Origin of the sequence: Erwinia aeris, assembly GCF_041224955.1 — a bacterium.
In the GTDB taxonomy this organism is placed as follows: domain Bacteria; phylum Pseudomonadota; class Gammaproteobacteria; order Enterobacterales; family Enterobacteriaceae; genus Erwinia; species Erwinia aeris.
Genome location: NZ_JBGFFX010000018.1, coordinates 51,257 through 68,621, shown reverse-complemented (window position 1 = coordinate 68,621; position 17,365 = coordinate 51,257). Strand labels below are relative to the sequence as shown.

Here is a 17,365-nt window from a genome sequence, read left to right as displayed (position 1 = left end):
CCACCATCAGACAGCGGCTTTGCGAAGATTGCGGGCCGCCTCCACCATATTAGCCAGCGCCTGACGGGTTTCCGGCCAGCCGCGCGTTTTCAGGCCGCAGTCCGGGTTCACCCACAAACGCTCCACCGGAATACGCTTCGCCGCTTTCAGCAGCAGCGCCTCTATCCATGCCACGCTTGGCACGTTTGGCGAGTGAATGTCGTAAACGCCCGGGCCGATTTCGTTCGGATAGTCAAATTCCTCGAACGATTCCAGCAGTTCCATATCAGAACGTGAGGTTTCGATGGTGATCACATCCGCATCCAGCGCGGCGATAGAATCCATGATGTCGTTGAATTCGCAATAGCACATATGGGTGTGGATTTGGGTAGCATCCTGCGCCACGGCGGCGTTCAGGCGGAACGCGTCTACGGCCCACTCCAGATAGGCAGCCCACTCTGACCGCCGCAGCGGCAGGCCTTCACGCAGCGCCGGCTCATCAATCTGGATAATGCCGATACCGGCTTTTTCCAGATCGGCCACTTCGTCCCGCAGCGCCAGCGCGATCTGCTTAGCGATGGTTTCACGCGACACGTCCTCACGAGGGAAAGACCAGCAAAGAATGGTTACCGGGCCGGTCAGCATCCCTTTTACCGGCTTGTCGGTCAGCGACTGCGCGTATTTCGCCCACTCGACGGTGATCGCTTCCGGCCGGCTGACGTCGCCGATAATCACCGGCGGCTTCACGCAGCGGGAGCCGTAGCTCTGTACCCAGCCGTTTTGCGTAAAGGCAAAGCCTTCCAGGTTTTCGCCGAAGTATTCCACCATGTCGTTGCGCTCGGCCTCGCCGTGAACCAGCACGTCCAGCCCCAGCCGCTCCTGCTCCACGATCGCCTGTTTGATATGTTCAGCAATGCCGGTGCGGTAGCTCTTTCCGTCCAGACGCCCCTGTTTGAAATCCAGGCGCAGGCCACGGATTTCGGTGGTCTGCGGGAAAGAGCCGATAGTGGTGGTCGGCCAGGCCGGCAGCTGAAAGCGCTGGCGCTGGGCTTCGGCACGCGCCTTATAGCTGCTGTGGCGCTTGCTGTCTTTCGCGGTGATAGCGGCCAGCCGTTTGCTGACGGCCTCGTTATGCACGCGCGCAGAGTCCCGGCGGGCGCGGATGGGCGCGCTCCAGGCTTCCAGCGACCGCGCGTCATTGTGGTTTAACGCATGGCTCAACAGCGCCAGCTCCTGGCATTTCTGTAGCGCAAAGGCGAACCAGCTTTTTACTTCTTCATCCAGGCGGGTTTCGGTACTTAAATCGATGGGGCTGTGCAGCAACGAGCAGGAAGAGCCGATCCATAGCCGCTGACGCTTGCCGACCAGCGGCTGTAAACGCTCAAACCAGCTGCTGAGATCGGCGCGCCACACGTTACGGCCGTTGATTACGCCGACGGAAAGCAACCAGTCGGCCGGCACTTTAGCGTTCAGCGCGGCGATATCGTCCTTGCCGTGTACCAAATCAACATGCAGACCCTGAACCGGCAGCTTAACGATAGCGTCCAGGTTGGTGCCGACGCTGTCAAAGTAGGTGGTCAGCAGCAGTTTGGTTTGCCCTTGCAGCGCCTCGTAAGCCGGTTTAAAGGCGTTGAGCCACGCCTGCGGCAGCTCCAGCACCAGCGCAGGCTCGTCGATCTGCACCCATTCGATATCGCGCTTCGCCAGCTCGCTCAGCACCTGCTGGTAAACCGGCAGAATTTCGGTTAACAGGCTCAGACGGTCGAACGGCTCGCCCTTGACTTTACCCAGCCACAGATAGGTCACCGGGCCAAGCAGCACGGGCTTCACTTTATGGCCCAGCGCCAGCGCTTCGTCCACTTCGTCCAGGATCTGCGTCCAGCTAAGCTTAAACTGCTGCCCCCGGGTAAATTCCGGCACCATATAGTGATAGTTAGTGTTAAACCATTTGGTCATTTCAGCCGCCGCCGCAGGTTCGCCGGTCGGCGCACGGCCACGGCCCAGACGGAACAACGTATCCAGATCGACAGAGCCATCTTTATTTTGATGACGGGCAGGCACGTTGCCCAGCAGCAGGCTGGTAGTCAGCACATGATCGTACCAGGCGAAATCGCCGACCGGTACATAGTCTACCCCAGCCTGTTTCTGCTGTTCCCAGTGGCGGGCGCGCAGTTCACGGCCTACCGCCAGCAGCGCTTCCTGCGTGCTGTTGCCCGCCCAGTAGCTTTCCTGTGCTTTTTTTAGTTCGCGACGCAGGCCAACGCGGGGGAAGCCGAGCGTATGGTTCAGAATAGTCATCAATGCGTTCCTCAGTTACCGCCCGCTGTCGTGGCAATCGGGCTTTTAGACGTCCAGATGTTTACACATCTATAATCCGCAGGTACTGTATTCACCACAAGCGCAAATTGTTCATTGTCGATGTGAAGGACTCTCATGATCGAACTCAAACACCTGCGGACGCTGCAAGCGCTGCGCAACAGCGGTTCGCTGGCCGCCGCCGCCGCTCAGCTTCATCAGACGCAGTCGGCCCTGTCCCATCAGTTCAGCGATCTGGAGCAGCGCCTGGGCTTCCGCCTGTTTGTGCGTAAAAGCCAACCGCTGCGCTTTACGCCGCAGGGCGAAATTTTGCTGCAGCTTGCCGAGCAGGTGCTGCCGCAGATCCAGCACGCTCTACAGGCCTGCCACGAACCGCATCAGGCCACGCTGCGTATCGCTATCGAGTGCCACAGCTGTATTCAATGGCTGACGCCAGCGTTGAGCAACTTCCGTCAGAGCTGGCCGCAGGTGGTGATGGATTTTAAATCCGGGGTGACTTTCGATCCCCAGCCCGCGCTCCAACAGGGGGAGCTGGACGTGGTGCTCACCTCCGATATTTTGCCGCGCAGCGGGCTGTTCTATTCGCCGATGTTTGATTTTGAAGTTCGCCTGGTGCTGGCGCCCGACCATCCGCTGGCGCAGGTTGATCATATTTCACCGGAAGATCTGGCCAGCGAAGTGCTGATGATTTATCCGGTGCAGCGGCAGCGCCTGGATATCTGGCGGCATTTCTTGCAGCCCGCAGGCGTCAGCCCGGCGTTAAAAAGCGTGGATAATACGCTGCTGCTGATCCAGATGGTGTCCGCGGGCATGGGCATCGCCGCCCTGCCGCACTGGGTTGTGGAAAGCTTTGAGCATCAGGGGCTGGTGGTGACCAAAACGCTCGGCCAGGGTTTATGGAGCCGTTTATATGCCGCCGTGCGCGACGGCGAGCAGCGTCAGGCAGTAGTCGAAGCTTTTATCCGCTCCGCCCGCCAGCACGCCTGCGAGCATCTGCCGCTGGTCAGGGACGCTTCCGCGCCGGGCACGCCGCTGCCGACCTCTTTGCATCATTCCTGAGCGGCCAGTACGGGCGATCGCTTTTGCGCGGTGGCCCTTTTAGCGCAGCCGTGCCTTTATAACGCGCTGGCCGCCTGCCTTTTTGCTGACGGTATTCCTTTATCCAGCGCCATTTGTCTCTATAATGCGGCCAACGATCCTGAACCAATGAGATTTTTATGACCAATAATGACGTTTTGCGCAGCGTGCGCTACATGCTGAGCCTGAGCGATGCTCAGATGGTTGGCATCCTGGCGCTGGCGGAAAGTGAAGTCAGCGAGGCGGAAATGCAAAGCTTCCTGAAAAAAGAAGACGAAGCGGGCTTTCGCGCCTGTCCTGACGTGGTAATGGGCTATTTCCTGAACGGGCTGATTTTTCAGCGCCGTGGCAAAAGCGAAGATGCGCCTGAGCCTTCTGTCGAACGCAAGATGACGAATAATATTATTATTAAAAAACTGCGCATCGCTTTCGATTTAAAAACTACGGATATTATTGACGTGCTTAAGCTGGCGGACTTCGCCGTGGGCCAGTCTGAAATTGGCGCTATTTTCCGAAAGCCAGGGCATAAAAATTACCGTGAATGCGGCGATCAGATTTTAAGGAATTTCCTGAAGGGAATGACAATGAAATTACGCCCTGCCCCTGTTAAAAAAGCTTAAATATTAGTGCAGCCTTCGGGCTGCCTGCTATTTAAAACGCTATCAAAAAATGCATTATTTATATTCCCTTCCTGCCTTTACAGGGCAAGTCACTCCTCATAATATCCGCCTGATATTTACACATTGTAAATATAGCGAACCATGAAAGAAGATATATTATGAGAGCGCAACTATCAGCAGCGCAGGTAAAAACCACGACACTACCAAAACTATTTTCGGCACGCTATTTTCTAAAATTTATAGGCTGCTTTCCCCGTCAGCGCTGAGTTATAGCACCGGGCAGGTAACGACAGCGGGGGAAGATAGCGGTAGCCGTATTGGCAAAACCAGTAAAACGAATGTGAATCTGCTGGTCAGTAAATCACGGCCGCACCTGGTTCACTAACGAGCCAGGCAAAGGCGTTAAGCAGGGCGTGTCGCGCCCCGCTTTTTATCGTCGTGCTATTTTTTGATCACCCAGTGTCGGTGTACCCATAGCGAGGCGAAAATTACCGCTGCGCCAACGATAAAGCTCGGCCAGTGCGGCTGCTGCTGCCAGATTGCAAGGTTAACCAGCAATCCGGCGGGCACGTGCATATTATTCATAATGCCCAGCGTGCCGGCATCAACCTGCGTCGCGCCGTAGTTCCACATAAAATAACCCAGCCCGGAAGCCGCCACGCCCAGCCAGATCAGGATGCTCCACTGTAGCGTGGTGGTCGGCAGCTTCTGCGGATTGCCCCACAGGCACCAGGCGATAATCGCGACGAGCGCCGCGCCCATATAAAACCAGGAAAAGGCGGCGTGCTGCGGCATCGGACGCGTTTCCTGCAGGCGCTTGTAGCCCACCATGCCAACGGCAAAGCAAAGGTTGGCAAGCTGCACCAGCAGCAGGCCAAACCAGAAATGGTCGCTGACCTTGTCGTAGCGAATAATCGCCGCGCCCGCCACCGCCAGCAGCGCGCTCAGTGCATAGCCGGGGCGCACGCCTCTTCCGCTCATCAGGTCATAAATCAGGGTGATATAGAGCGGCGTCATCACCGTAAACAGCAGCAGCTCGGAAACGCTGAGGTAGAGGTAAGCCTCAAAGCTGAACAGATACATAATACCCAGCTGCAGCGCGCCTACGCCCATATAGAGCAGCAGCGTTGATGGCCGATAGCCGCGCCAGCGCAGAAACGGCAGGAAAACCACGGCGGCCAGCAGCAGACGGATCAGCACGGAAAAGACGCTGTCGACCTGGCCTGCCAGATATTCGCCGATCAGGCTGAACGAAAAGGCCCACAGGATAGTGGTGATTATCAGTAAGATCACGATAAAAACTCGCTGGTGAAAAGTGGGCACAGTGTAGCGAAATCAACGTGGACGCGGGGAAATATCTGGTTGACATCTGATCGCAAAATGTACGCTCCTGTTTTTATCCTGCCGTTTGAGTGAGCCTGCTCACACTCCTTGCCGGCATGGCTAAAAGCATTCAGAGAAGCGTGCCGCATAATTCGTTTGATTGTCATAAAAATGTAACCTTTGGGTTCTTCTTCACAGCGAGGCCGCGCGTTTTCTTTTAGGCTCCTTCCGCTACGGATCGCGTTTATCTGTTGCTGCACGACGAAAAAAACGAATATAAATTGCCATTGGAGGCTGTTATGTTATCTGTTTTTAAACCTGCGTCGCATCGAACGCGCGTTGACACCAGCGAAATCGATCCGCTTTATCGTAAATTACGCTGGCAGATATTTTTTGGTATTTTCTTCGGCTATGCGGCCTATTATCTGGTGCGGAAAAATTTTGCGCTGGCGATGCCTTCGCTGATCGAGCAGGGTTTTTCTCGGGGGGATTTAGGCTTTGCCCTTTCAGGTATTTCCATCGCCTACGGATTTTCTAAATTTATTATGGGATCCGTTTCCGATCGCTCGAATCCACGCTACTTTTTGCCCGCCGGTTTAATTCTGGCGGCGGCGGTCATGTTGTTTATGGGATTCGTTCCCTGGGCCACCTCCAGCATTACCGTGATGTTCGTGCTGCTGTTTTTATGCGGCTGGTTCCAGGGCATGGGCTGGCCGCCCTGTGGACGCACTATGGTGCACTGGTGGTCGCACAAGGAGCGCGGCGGTATCGTTTCCGTCTGGAACTGCGCGCACAACGTCGGCGGCGGCCTGCCTCCGCTGCTGTTTCTGCTGGGCATGTACTGGTTTAACGACTGGAAAGCGTCGCTTTATATGCCCGCTTTCGCCGCCATTCTGGTGGCCGTCATCGCCTTTGCGTTAATGCGCGACACGCCGCAATCCTGCGGTCTGCCGCCGATTGAAGAGTATAAAAACGACTATCCGCCTGACTATGATAAAAGCCAGGAAGAGGAGCTGACCGCCAGGCAAATTTTTATGCAGTACGTACTGCCCAACCGGCTGCTCTGGTATATCGCGCTGGCCAACGTATTTGTCTATCTGCTGCGCTACGGCATTCTCGACTGGTCGCCGACTTATTTAAAAGAGGTGAAGCACTTTACGCTGGATAAATCCTCCTGGGCCTACTTTCTTTATGAGTACGCCGGCATTCCCGGCACGCTGCTGTGCGGCTGGATGTCCGATAAGGTCTTCAGAGGCAATCGTGGCGCGACCGGCGTCTTTTTTATGGTGCTGGTGACGATCGCCACCGTGGTTTACTGGCTGAATCCTCCCGGCAATCCGGGCGTGGATATTACCTGCATGATCGTGATCGGCTTTCTGATTTATGGGCCAGTAATGCTGATTGGGCTGCACGCCCTGGAGCTGGCGCCGAAGAAAGCTGCGGGAACGGCGGCGGGCTTCACCGGGCTGTTCGGCTATCTTGGCGGCTCGGTGGCCGCCAGCGCTATTGTCGGCTACACCGTAGATTACTTCGGCTGGGACGGCGGCTTTATCGTGATGATCGGCGGCGGCGTGCTGGCCGTTATCCTGCTGGTTATCACCATGCTGAACGAACACAGGCACAAAAAAGAGGCAACGCAATGAAAAAGCTGATAGCTATGCTGCTGCTGGGCGCTTCGTTCGGCGCAGTAGCCGCGGAAACACACAAGATTGTAATTGCCCATCGTGGCGCGAGCGGCTACCTGCCGGAACACACGCTGCCCGCCAAAGCGATGGCTTACGCGCAGGGATCCGACTTCCTTGAGCAGGATCTGGTGATGACCCGCGACGATCGGCTGGTGGTGCTGCACGATCACTACCTGGATCGCGTAACGGACGTGGCGGAACGCTATCCCGACCGCGCCAGAAAGGATGGACGTTACTATGCCATCGACTTTACGCTGGCCGAAATCAAGGGGCTGAAGTTTACGGAAGGCTTTACGCTAAAAGACGGTAAGAAAGTGCAGACTTATCAGCAGCGTTTCCCGATGGGCAAATCGGACTTCCACGTGCATACCTTTGCCGAAGAAATTGAATTTATTCAGGGCCTGAACCACTCGACGGGCAAAAATATCGGCATCTACACCGAAATTAAAGCGCCGTGGTTTCACCGCCAGGAAGGCAAAGATATCTCCGCCAGGGTACTGGATGTGCTTAAGCAGTACGGCTATAGCTCGAAAAGCGACAACGTCTATCTGCAATGCTTTGACCATAACGAACTCAAGCGCATTAAAACGGAGCTGGAGCCGCAAAGAGGCATGGACGTCAAACTGGTGCAGCTGATCACCGAAACGGACTCAAAAGAGACGCAGGAGCAGCAAGACGAAAAATGGGTGAACTACAGCTATGACTGGATGCTGCAACCGGGCGCGATGAAAACGCTGGCCCGTTACGTCGACGGCATCGGCCCTGATTATCATATGCTGATTGCCAGCGGCTCGACCAAAGGCGCGGTTCACTTTACGCCGATGGTGAAGGAGGCGCATCAGAATGGCCTGGTCGTGCATCCCTATACCGTGCGGGCCGACCAGCTGCCCGGCTGGGTGGATAACGTGGACGAGCTGTACGATGCGCTCTATAACCAGGCGGGCGTGGACGGCCTGTTTACCGATTTTCCGGATAAGGCCGTGCGCTTCCTGAAGCGGTAAGCGTTGCCGCCTCTGTAACCAGAGGCGGCTTTTACCGGCTTCAGACGTTATAAAGCTTGCGCAGATAGTTCGGCACCGCGTTATCCGCATTGCTGCCAATCACTTCCAGTTCCGGCAGCAGATCCTTCAGGCGCTGATGCGAGTTGCTCATGATGCAGCCTTTGCCCGCCATGTTCAGCATCTCTTTGTCGTTCATGCCGTCACCAAAAGAGATGCAGTCCGCCAGCGTAAAGCCCAGTAGTCGGGATACCGCGTCCAGCGCGTGACCTTTGGAAACGCCGCCCGCCATCACTTCCAGACAGGTCGGCAGCGAGAAGCTGACGTTAACCCGATCGCCCCAGCGCGCCATCAGCGCCTCTTCCAGCGGGATCAGCAGTTCCGGCTTAGCGCAGGTAAAGAACACTTTGCTGATGCCGTCGGTTGGCAGCGAATCCGGCTGATAGGTCTGGTAGTTAAAATTGGACTCGCGGAAAAAATCCATCTCTTCCGGGCGGTGGCGGTTAAGGAACCACTCTTCATCGCGGTAGACGTTGGTATAGATATCCTGGTGGCTGTGATGCAAAGCAAAAAGCTCACGGGCAATGTCTTCTTCCAGGTTATGGCTGAAGATCAGCTCGCCTGCGGTATTGTGCACGCGCGCGCCGTTCGAGGTGATCATATAGGCATCAATACCCAGGCTGTCACGCATCTGCCCGACATCAATGTGATGGCGACCGGTGGCGAACACAAAATGGACGCCCTTTTGCGTCAGCAGCTGGAGCGTTTCACGGGCGAAAGCGGATAAACGGTGATCCGGCGACAGCAGCGTGCCGTCGAGATCGGAAGCAACAATCGGGTACATAAAACCTCTGTTAATGGTGAGCTACGGTTGCTATATCTGAGCAGTAAAATCAGGGATGCCGGGCAAAAAACGCCGTAATGGCCTCCAGCGCCTCGGCGCGCATGCTGTCTTTTTCAAACAAGATCTCATGACGCGCGCCTGCGATAATCAGCGGGCCCTCGCAGGGGTTTCCCGCCGCTTTCATGGCCTGGCAAAAGAGATCCTGAGCGCGGTTATCCACCACCTTATCCGCGCTGGCCTGTAACAGCAGCAGCGGCGTCTTTATCTCTTTTGCCTGAGCCAGAATGTTTTTGCCGGCCAGAATGCCTTCTCTGACCCAGTGATAAGTCGGCCCGCCGACGCGCAGCGCCGGATCGTCGGCGTAAAAGCGCAGGTTGCGCCGGTAGCGCTCGCGGCTGTGGGTCAGCTGGTTCATCCCGAACGGCCTGGGCTGCCACTGGCCGGTGCCGATCGCGTAACCGTCGCGCACCACGGGACGCTTTTCCGCCCAGTTCAGAATACAGTGCGTCATCCACAGCGGCATCGGCAGGAAGATCCCGAACATCGGCGCGGCCAGCGCCACGGCGTTAAAGGCCTGCGGCTGCCTGGCCAGCATCAGCGTCAGGATCGCGCCGCCCATTGAGTGCGCCAGCGCATAGCGATGCTGATAGTGACGGCTGAGGATCGCTTTCAGATAGAGCGTCTCCAGATCTTCAACATAGTGGTCGAACAGCTCCACATGGCCGCGATGGCTATCCTGCAGCAGCCTGCCGGAACGGCCCTGCCCGCGATGATCGACAATAATCACATCATAGCCGCAGTGAAACAGGTCGTAGGCCAGCTCCGGATATTTTACGTAGCTTTCGATACGTCCGGGGCAAATCAGGATAACGCGGTTGTGTTGCGATGACGTGAAGCGAACGTAGCGAATGGGCACGTTTTCCACGCCGATAAACTCGTCTTCTTCCCTCCGCCGCCAGAAATCCAGCAGCGGGCCGGTGGCGAAAGCGGCAAAAGCTTTTTCACGATTTCGCCAGCCATGCTTTTTCATTGACCCGACCTCCGCTTTTTTCACATTCCGCCCGGCCCCGTAGCCTGCGCAGCCGCAATGGCGTATTGTGTCATACTTCTGTGCTATCAGGGAGTCTGACCCAATGACCATGCAGTGGTGGCTGGCCTATCTGTTAACGACCAGCATCTTAAGCCTTTCGCCGGGTTCCGGCGCAATCAATACCATGAGTACCGGCATCAGCCACGGCTATCGCGGCGCGGCGGCCTCTATTTCCGGCCTGCAGGTTGGGCTGGCGGTGCATATTCTGCTGGTTGGCATCGGCCTGGGCGCGCTGTTTTCCCAATCCGTGCTGGCTTTTGAAGTGCTGAAATGGGCGGGCGCGGCTTACCTGATCTGGCTGGGCATCCAGCAGTGGCGCTCGGCAGGCGCGATAGATCTTCAGGCGGTCGCCAAAGCGATGCCGCGCCGCAGGCTGTTTAAGCGTGCGGTGCTGGTGAACCTGACCAACCCAAAAAGCATTGTTTTTCTGGCGGCGCTCTTTCCGCAGTTTATCATCCCGCACCAGCCGCAGGCGATGCAGTATCTGGTGCTGGGCGTGACGACGGTGGTGGTCGATATCATCGTGATGATCGGCTACGCCACGCTGGCGCAGCGGATTGCGGCCTGGATTAAAGGGCCAAAACAGATGAAGCTGTTAAACCGCCTGTTTGGCGGCATGTTTATGGCGGTCGGCGCGCTGCTGGCTTCCGCGCGGCGTATTGCCTGATGCATTAAAGGCTGGCATGGAGGACGCGCCGTCCATGCCAGCCCGCGTCTTCCCCGTTCTCCGGCCGCACGCCCGGCCTACTCTTCGCCGTCGACGTGCTCGCGGATCATCACCATAAACGGCTTGCCGAAGCGCTCCAGCTTGCGCTGACCGACGCCGTTGACGCTCAGCATTTCTGAGGCGGTCAGCGGCATCTGCTCGGCCATTTCTATCAGCGTGGCGTCGTTAAACACCACGTAAGGCGGAATGTTCTCTTCATCGGCAATGGCTTTACGCAGCTTACGCAGCTTGGCGAACAGCTTGCGATCGTAGTTGCCGCCAAACGATTTCTGATTGCTGTTGCGCGGCTTGACGCTGACCATGCGCGGCACCGCCAGCAGCAACGGCACTTCGCCACGCAGCAGGGGACGCGCCGCTTCCGTTAACTGAAGCGCGGAATGCATCGCAATATTTTGTGTCGCAAAGCCCAGATGAATAAGTTGACGGATCACGCTTATCCAGTGCTCGTGGCTCTGATCGCGGCCAATGCCGTAAACCGGCAGCTTGTCGTGCTGCATATCGCGAATACGCTGATTGTTGGCACCGCGCAGCACCTCCACCACGTAGCCCATGCCAAACCGCTGGCCGACACGATAAATGCAGGAAAGCGCCTTTTGCGCCTCTACCGTGCCGTCGTAACGACGCGGCGGATCGAGACAGATATCGCAGTTGTCGCAGGGCTGCTGCCGCCCTTCGCCAAAGTAGTTCAGCAGCACCAGACGGCGGCAGGTCTGCGCTTCCGCAAAAGCGCCCATCGCGTTCAGCTTGTGGCGTTCAATATCCTGCAACGGCCCCGGCGCTTTCTCTTCCAGGCAGCGGCGCAGCCAGGCCATATCGGCCGGATCGTACAGCATCAGCGCCTCCGCCGGCAGGCCGTCGCGCCCGGCGCGGCCCGTTTCCTGATAGTAGGATTCGATATTGCGTGGGATATCAAAGTGCACCACAAAGCGCACGTTGGGCTTGTTGATGCCCATGCCGAAGGCGACCGTGGCGACGACGATCTGGAGATCGTCACGCTGGAAGGCTTCCTGCACGCGGGCGCGATGCACGTTATCCATTCCGGCATGATAGGCGCCGACGCTCAGGCCACGGCTTTGCAAACGCGCGGCGGTGTCTTCCACCTTCGCGCGGCTGTTGCAGTAGATGATGCCGCATTTGCCGCGCTGATCCTGCACGTAGCGGATCAGCTGATCCGTCGGCTTGAATTTTTCCACCAGCGTATAGCGGATATTGGGACGGTCGAAGCTGCTGACCTGGATCAGCGGATCGTCAAGCTGGAGCAGGCGCGCGATATCGTTACGGGTGGTTTCGTCGGCGGTGGCGGTCAGCGCCATCACCGGCACGTCCGGCAGCCGCTGACGCAGCTGGCCCAGCGCGCCGTATTCCGGACGGAAATCGTGGCCCCATTGCGAAATACAGTGGGCCTCGTCTACGGCCAGCATCGCCGGATTCCAGTGCGCCAGATTATCCAGGAAGTTATCCATCATCAGGCGTTCAGGCGCGATATAAAGCAGCTTGATCCGGCCCGTGCGGCAGCCAGCGAAGACCTCATGCTGCTCTTCCCGCGTCTGCGTTGAGTTCAGACAGGCGGCGGCCACGCCGTTAGCCAGCAGCTGGTCGACCTGATCCTTCATCAACGAGATCAGCGGCGACACCACCAGCGTCAGCCCTTCGCGCACCAGCGCTGGGATCTGATAGCAAAGCGATTTGCCGCCGCCGGTCGGCATGACCACCAGACAGTCGCGCCCTTTCAGCGACGCCTGAATAATAGTTTGCTGCCCCGGACGAAATTGCTGATAGCCGAAGGTTTCCTGCAAAACCTGTTGCGTCAGCATCTCCTGATTGATCACTGCAGCCGTAGACACGTGTACTCCAACTTGATGGCGGGCGACGCGTGATGGCCGCCCGGAAAGCATTAAAACAGGTCGTTCAGAATGACGCCGACGCCGACCCTGGTCTGACGATGGTTATAGTCAATCAATGATTCACCATAGCCGCTAAAGACTTGCGTATAGAAACGGACATGTTCGGTAATCGGGTAGCTCCAGCCTGCCTGCGCGCCGCCGAAACCGCTGTTCCAGTTGTAGTTGCCCTGGAGGCTGAAGACGCTTTCGCCCAGCTGATAGCCGACCGTCATGCGATAATACCCCATGTACTTAGTGATATCAGGGTTATCGTCATCATTTTCACCTTCCGGAAGGCGATACCAGGGTTTGGCTTCCACCATCCAGTTGCCGTTCTGCGCCATCAGGCGAGCGTAAACGCGGTTCCAGCTGCGGGAGGTCGGCTCCGATCGGCCATTGGACTGGTGATTCAGGCCCAGCTCCACGTCGCGCAACGTCCAGCCGGCGAAGCTGTAGTCGGTGGCCCAGCCCAGGAAAATCTGCGGCTGATAGTCCGTTTCACGGAACGGCGACGAGGCGCCACGGTTAGAGAGCTGCCACCAGGAGGACTGAGTATAAGAGGCGGCAAGCACCGAGTTGTCACCTAAAATGCCCCGCCAGAGAGGAAAGGCCAGGCTCAGCTGGAATTTTACCTCATCGTGCTTCGCCTTATTCGACCAGTTATAGGAATCAATCGCCTCTTTGTTGATGTTGCTGGTATCGGTGTACAGCAGATAGTTGCTTTCATAAGGAAAAAGCACAAAAGGGTTGTCATGCTTTTCCAGAAGATTAGCAATAATACTGCCACGCACCGCGGGCTGGTCATGCACCTCTGTGACCTGAGCCTCTTGCGCCAGGGTCAGACAGGGAAAAAGGAGCGCTGCAGCCAGCGGGCCTTTCAGCATCGACATAAGATTCTCCAGAACTGATAAGGGTGATGGATAAAAAGCACGCCATTCTACACAGAATTGCTGGTCGGCATTAGTGCTGTTTTTGTAAAGTAAACGACCCGTTAACAACGGATAAAAATAGTCAATCTGATAAGCGACTTACGTTGTAAAGGAATTTTGCTATGACTTCATCTGCGCCGCTCGATCGGCAGGCCGCTCGCCGCCTGATTGGCGACATCTTTGTTTATGATATGCCGTTTAACCGCACGCTTGGCCTCACGCTGGATCGGCTGGAGCCGGATTATGCGGAGCTGAGCTTCGCAAACCAGCCGCAGCTGGTGGGCAACATCGCACAAAAGATTCTGCACGGCGGCGTGATTGCGGCCGTACTGGACGTGGCGGCCGGTCTGGTCTGCGTCAGCAGCTCGCTGACCCGCCAGGAAACCATTACGGAAGAAGAGCTGCGGCAGCGCCTGTCGCGCATGGGCACTATCGATCTGCGGGTCGACTACCTGCGGCCCGGCCGGGGCGAACGCTTTATCGCGACCAGTAGCCTGCTGCGCGGCGGCAATAAGGTCGCGGTGGCACGGGTTGAGCTGCATAATGACGCTGGTCTTTATATTGCCAGCACTACGGCAACCTATCTTGTAGGTTGATTTCCCAACATTAACGGAGTGATGTTACATGGATGCGCAGCAAACTCGTCAGGGCATTTTTTATGCCCTCGGCGCTTATTTTATCTGGGGCATAGCACCTGCCTATTTCAAGCTTCTTCAGCAGGTCGCACCGGGCGAAATCATCACCCATCGGGTGATCTGGTCGTTCTTTTTTATGCTGCTGTTGCTGAGCGTCAGCCGCAGCTGGGGCAACGTAAAAGCGATTTTTAAAACGCCGAAGAAGGTGCTGCTGCTGGCGGTTTCCGCCACGCTGGTGTGCAGCAACTGGCTGATCTTTATCTGGGCGGTGAATAACCAGCATATTCTCGAAGCCAGCCTGGGCTATTTTATCAACCCGCTGTTAAACGTGCTGGTAGGGATGCTGTTTCTGGGCGAACGCTTCCGGCGTCTGCAATGGCTGGCGGTGGCGCTGGCCGTCTGCGGCGTGATTATCCAACTCTGGAAATTTGGGTCGGTGCCGGTCATTGCGCTGGGTCTGGCGGTGACCTTTTCGCTGTACGGCCTGATGCGCAAAAAAATCGCCGTCGACGCGCAGACCGGTATGATGATTGAAACCAGCTGGCTGTTGCCCTTCGCCGCTATTTATCTTTTCGGCATTGCGGACAGCAGCACCAGCCATCTGACGCAGAATCCCTCGTCGTTAAACCTGCTGCTGATCGCTGCTGGCGTGATAACCACCGTGCCGCTGATGCTGTTTACCGCCGCCTGCACGCGCCTGCGCCTCTCTACCGTTGGGTTTTTCCAGTATCTTGGCCCAACGCTGATGTTCCTGCTGGCGGTGATCTTTTACGGTGAGAAAATGACGCCGGATAAAGTGGTGACGTTCAGCTTTATCTGGGCGGCGCTGGCCTTATTTATTTTCGATGCGCTTATAACGTTGAAACGCAGGCGGCCCGCCGAGGTCTGACCGTTAATTGCTTTCCCCGGTTACGGCCTGGCCGGGGAAAGTAACACTTAAGTAAAAACTTTATAACCTGACGTACCCATCGTAAATCAGTGCAAATCTTTTGGCACAGTACGTCAGGATAATGCCAGAATAGACGCGTGTTTAACTACTGAGGACAATATTCACTCCACCAGGATGAGAAGCAATAGCGTGGATGAGTTGTAAATCTATGGACAGTTTGTTCATTTCCCTGATACTTCCTGCATTTTCCCCCCTCCGGCTTGCCTGCCGTCCCGTCGCTGACCAGCACTGGCGTTTCGCGCTGTAGCGCACTCTCTACGGATTTTCTGCCGCGCATCGATTGCGCTAATTATTTCTGTTTCCGGAGAGAGAAAATGTTTTATTGGTTATTATTGGCGCTTGCCATCGTTTTTGAAATTGTTGGCACGCTGGCCATGAAATGGGCCAGCCTTAACGGCCACGCTGCCGGTTATTTTTTTATGCTGGCAATGATCGCCCTTTCTTATATTACTTTGTGTTTCGCCGTTAAAAAAATTGCGCTGGGCGTGGCCTATGCTATTTGGGAAGGCGTCGGCGTGCTGTGTATTACGCTGTTCAGCGTCATGCTGTTTGACGAGGCGCTGCCCCTGATGAAAGTGGCCGGACTGGCGACGCTGGTGACCGGTATTGCCCTGGTGAAGTCGGGGACGATAAGCCGCAAGGAGGCCAGCCATGCTGCCGCTTAACGGGACGCATATTGCCTGGCTGGCGCTCGCCGTGGTGCTGGAAATTTTAGCCAATATTTTTCTTAAATATTCGAACGGCTTTCGCCGCCCGCTGTATGGCCTGTCGTCGATTGTTGCCGTGCTGGCGGCCTTTAGCGCGCTGGCGCAGGCAGTTAAAGGTATCGATCTGTCGGTAGCCTATGCGCTGTGGGGAGGCTTCGGCATCGTCGCTACGGCGACGGCGGGCTGGATACTGTTCGGTCAGCGTCTGAACCGTCGCGGCTGGTTCGGTCTGCTCGTACTGCTGGTCGGCATGGTGTTGATCAAGCTTGCCTGAGAGTGGAGAGCGTCCTCGAACGCTCTCTTATCGTCTGCTACAGCCAGTTTTTACGCTTGAAATAGGCGTAAGGCGCCAGGCCCGCCAGGATCATCAGGCAGATAGCGCCCGGATAGCCGAAGCTCCACTTCAGCTCCGGCATAAACTCAAAGTTCATGCCGTAGCTGGAAGCCACCAGCGTTGGCGGCAGAAACACGACCGATACCACCGAAAAGATTTTGATAATGCGGTTCTGCTCGATATTGATAAAGCCCATCGCCGCCTGCATCAGGAAGTTGACCTTCTGGAACAGCGATTCGTTATGCGGCAGCAGCGATTCGATATCGCGCAGGATCTCGCGCGCCTGCTCCAGCTGATTGCCCGGCAGACGCGCCTTGCGCACCAGGAAGTTTAACGCGCGCTGGGTATCCATCAGGCACAGGCGCACCTTCCAGCCAATATCTTCCAGCTCGGCCAGCGTGGAGAGCGCGGCATCGAACTCATCGCCCTGCTGGCCTTCCATAATCACGCGGCTGAGCTTTTCCAGATCGCTGTAAATGTTTTCGATTTCGTCCGCCAGCTGTTCGATTTTGGTTTCAAACAGATCCAGCAGCAGCTCATACGCGTTGCCGTCGGTCAGAACCTGGTTACGCGCGCGCATACGGTAAAGACGGAACGCGGGCAGTTCGCGCTCGCGCAGCGTATAGAGGCGACCGTCGCGGATGGTAAAGGCTACGGTGGAGTTGCCCGCGTGATCTTCCGCATCTTCGTAGAAGAAAAAGGAGTGGATATGCAGACCGTCTTCATCTTCAAAAAAGCGTGCGGAGGCCTCGATATCTTCCAGCTCGGGACGGGTCGCCAGGCTTTGGCCCAGCTCGTTCTGCACGCGATCGCGCTCATTTTCTTCTGGTTCGATCAGATCGACCCAGACCGAACTGGACAGTTCGTCCGTGGTTTCTTCCAGCTCCAGGCGGGCAAGGCGGCTTTGATCAAGTTTAAATGCGCTCAGCATAGCTGTACTCCCAATTCGTCATAGCGTGGGACGCGCCTGAACACGGGGAATCTGACTCAGAGCGAAGCGGGATGCGGGTCGCCAACAACCACGAAGGCTATCGGCAGAGGAGGATAGCCTTAGGAGTTGTACCTGTTTTCCAGGTCAATGAGCCAGTATCTACTGGGTGTGTCCAAGGCGAATGTCCTCTGAGGGTGATAGTGCGCGCATGTTACGCTGTGCTGAAAATGGCGTCAACAGCCAGCCGGGAGAAACGAAGCGGCAGGCACGGGCATCCACGCCGACTGCCGGAGAAAGCGCGCGGGCGGCGTTGAAGCAGCGAAGGGGAAAACCGTAAA

At 56.6% G+C, this 17,365-nt stretch carries 17 protein-coding genes; 9 read left to right on the top strand and 8 right to left on the bottom strand.

What is annotated here, in order from left to right:
* Positions 1-6: 6 nt before the first annotated feature.
* Complete coding sequence (gene metE / locus AB6T85_RS22145; protein ID WP_369896723.1) at positions 7-2,277, bottom strand: 5-methyltetrahydropteroyltriglutamate--homocysteine S-methyltransferase; 2,271 nt, start codon at positions 2,275-2,277, stop codon at positions 7-9.
* A gap of 135 nt (positions 2,278-2,412) precedes the next feature.
* On the opposite strand from metE, the gene metR reads away from it, so the two are divergent.
* Positions 2,413-3,354 (top strand): HTH-type transcriptional regulator MetR, encoded by a 942-nt coding sequence (metR, locus tag AB6T85_RS22140; protein ID WP_253457277.1) that lies wholly within the window; start codon positions 2,413-2,415, stop codon positions 3,352-3,354.
* A gap of 158 nt (positions 3,355-3,512) precedes the next feature.
* Positions 3,513-3,992, top strand: coding sequence for a YehS family protein (locus AB6T85_RS22135; protein ID WP_301253051.1), 480 nt, complete (start codon positions 3,513-3,515; stop codon positions 3,990-3,992).
* Positions 3,993-4,433: 441 nt separating this feature from the next.
* Here the strand turns inward: AB6T85_RS22135 and AB6T85_RS22130 are convergent, their stop codons facing one another.
* On the bottom strand, positions 4,434-5,285 hold the full coding sequence (locus AB6T85_RS22130; RefSeq protein WP_253457272.1) for a carboxylate/amino acid/amine transporter: 852 nt from the start codon (positions 5,283-5,285) through the stop codon (positions 4,434-4,436).
* 329 nt (positions 5,286-5,614) lie between these two features.
* Here AB6T85_RS22130 and glpT point away from each other — a divergent pair, with 329 nt between their 5' ends.
* Positions 5,615-6,958: a glycerol-3-phosphate transporter gene (glpT, locus tag AB6T85_RS22125; RefSeq protein ID WP_253457269.1), complete on the top strand. Its 1,344-nt coding sequence runs from the start codon at positions 5,615-5,617 to the stop codon at positions 6,956-6,958.
* 14 nt (positions 6,959-6,972) lie between these two features.
* Positions 6,973-8,001 (top strand): glycerophosphodiester phosphodiesterase, encoded by a 1,029-nt coding sequence (glpQ, locus tag AB6T85_RS22120; protein ID WP_369896730.1) that lies wholly within the window; start codon positions 6,973-6,975, stop codon positions 7,999-8,001.
* 40 nt (positions 8,002-8,041) lie between these two features.
* On the opposite strand, the gene yigL is transcribed toward glpQ, so the two are convergent.
* The gene (gene yigL / locus AB6T85_RS22115) at positions 8,042-8,842 is read right to left on the bottom strand and encodes a sugar/pyridoxal phosphate phosphatase YigL (protein ID WP_253457265.1); all 801 of its coding nucleotides are present in this window, start codon (positions 8,840-8,842) and stop codon (positions 8,042-8,044) included.
* Positions 8,843-8,891: 49 nt separating this feature from the next.
* Positions 8,892-9,872 carry a lysophospholipase L2 gene (gene pldB / locus AB6T85_RS22110; RefSeq protein WP_369896721.1) on the bottom strand — a complete coding sequence of 327 codons (981 nt, stop codon included), beginning with the start codon at positions 9,870-9,872 and terminating at the stop codon, positions 8,892-8,894.
* Between the two features lie 103 nt (positions 9,873-9,975).
* Between pldB and rhtB the strand changes: the two genes are divergently transcribed.
* Positions 9,976-10,599: a homoserine/homoserine lactone efflux protein gene (gene rhtB / locus AB6T85_RS22105; RefSeq protein WP_125290699.1), complete on the top strand. Its 624-nt coding sequence runs from the start codon at positions 9,976-9,978 to the stop codon at positions 10,597-10,599.
* Positions 10,600-10,676: 77 nt separating this feature from the next.
* Here rhtB and recQ read toward each other — a convergent pair whose 3' ends face one another.
* A complete protein-coding gene (recQ, locus tag AB6T85_RS22100; RefSeq protein ID WP_301731025.1) occupies positions 10,677-12,503 on the bottom strand; it encodes an ATP-dependent DNA helicase RecQ in 1,827 nt (608 codons plus the stop codon).
* 50 nt (positions 12,504-12,553) lie between these two features.
* The gene (gene pldA / locus AB6T85_RS22095) at positions 12,554-13,432 is read right to left on the bottom strand and encodes a phospholipase A (RefSeq protein WP_253457259.1); all 879 of its coding nucleotides are present in this window, start codon (positions 13,430-13,432) and stop codon (positions 12,554-12,556) included.
* A 161-nt stretch (positions 13,433-13,593) separates the two neighbouring features.
* Between pldA and AB6T85_RS22090 the strand changes: the two genes are divergently transcribed.
* The 4 genes from AB6T85_RS22090 to mdtI all read left to right on the top strand — a co-directional run bounded on the left by AB6T85_RS22090 (position 13,594) and on the right by mdtI (position 16,036).
* Positions 13,594-14,067 (top strand): thioesterase family protein, encoded by a 474-nt coding sequence (locus tag AB6T85_RS22090; RefSeq protein WP_125290702.1) that lies wholly within the window; start codon positions 13,594-13,596, stop codon positions 14,065-14,067.
* A 28-nt stretch (positions 14,068-14,095) separates the two neighbouring features.
* A complete protein-coding gene (gene rarD / locus AB6T85_RS22085) occupies positions 14,096-14,995 on the top strand; it encodes an EamA family transporter RarD (RefSeq protein ID WP_253457257.1) in 900 nt (299 codons plus the stop codon).
* Between the two features lie 374 nt (positions 14,996-15,369).
* Positions 15,370-15,720 carry a multidrug/spermidine efflux SMR transporter subunit MdtJ gene (mdtJ, locus tag AB6T85_RS22080; RefSeq protein WP_253457255.1) on the top strand — a complete coding sequence of 117 codons (351 nt, stop codon included), beginning with the start codon at positions 15,370-15,372 and terminating at the stop codon, positions 15,718-15,720.
* On the top strand, positions 15,707-16,036 hold the full coding sequence (mdtI, locus tag AB6T85_RS22075) for a multidrug/spermidine efflux SMR transporter subunit MdtI (RefSeq protein WP_301731022.1): 330 nt from the start codon (positions 15,707-15,709) through the stop codon (positions 16,034-16,036). The genes mdtJ and mdtI overlap by 14 nt, the downstream gene beginning before the upstream one ends.
* A gap of 37 nt (positions 16,037-16,073) precedes the next feature.
* Here mdtI and corA read toward each other — a convergent pair whose 3' ends face one another.
* Together corA and ysgD are read right to left on the bottom strand one after the other, a co-directional pair.
* A complete protein-coding gene (corA, locus tag AB6T85_RS22070; RefSeq protein WP_253457251.1) occupies positions 16,074-17,027 on the bottom strand; it encodes a magnesium/cobalt transporter CorA in 954 nt (317 codons plus the stop codon).
* A gap of 119 nt (positions 17,028-17,146) precedes the next feature.
* On the bottom strand, positions 17,147-17,203 hold the full coding sequence (gene ysgD / locus AB6T85_RS22065; RefSeq protein ID WP_367317867.1) for a YsgD/CorL family protein: 57 nt from the start codon (positions 17,201-17,203) through the stop codon (positions 17,147-17,149).
* Positions 17,204-17,365: the final 162 nt, after the last annotated feature.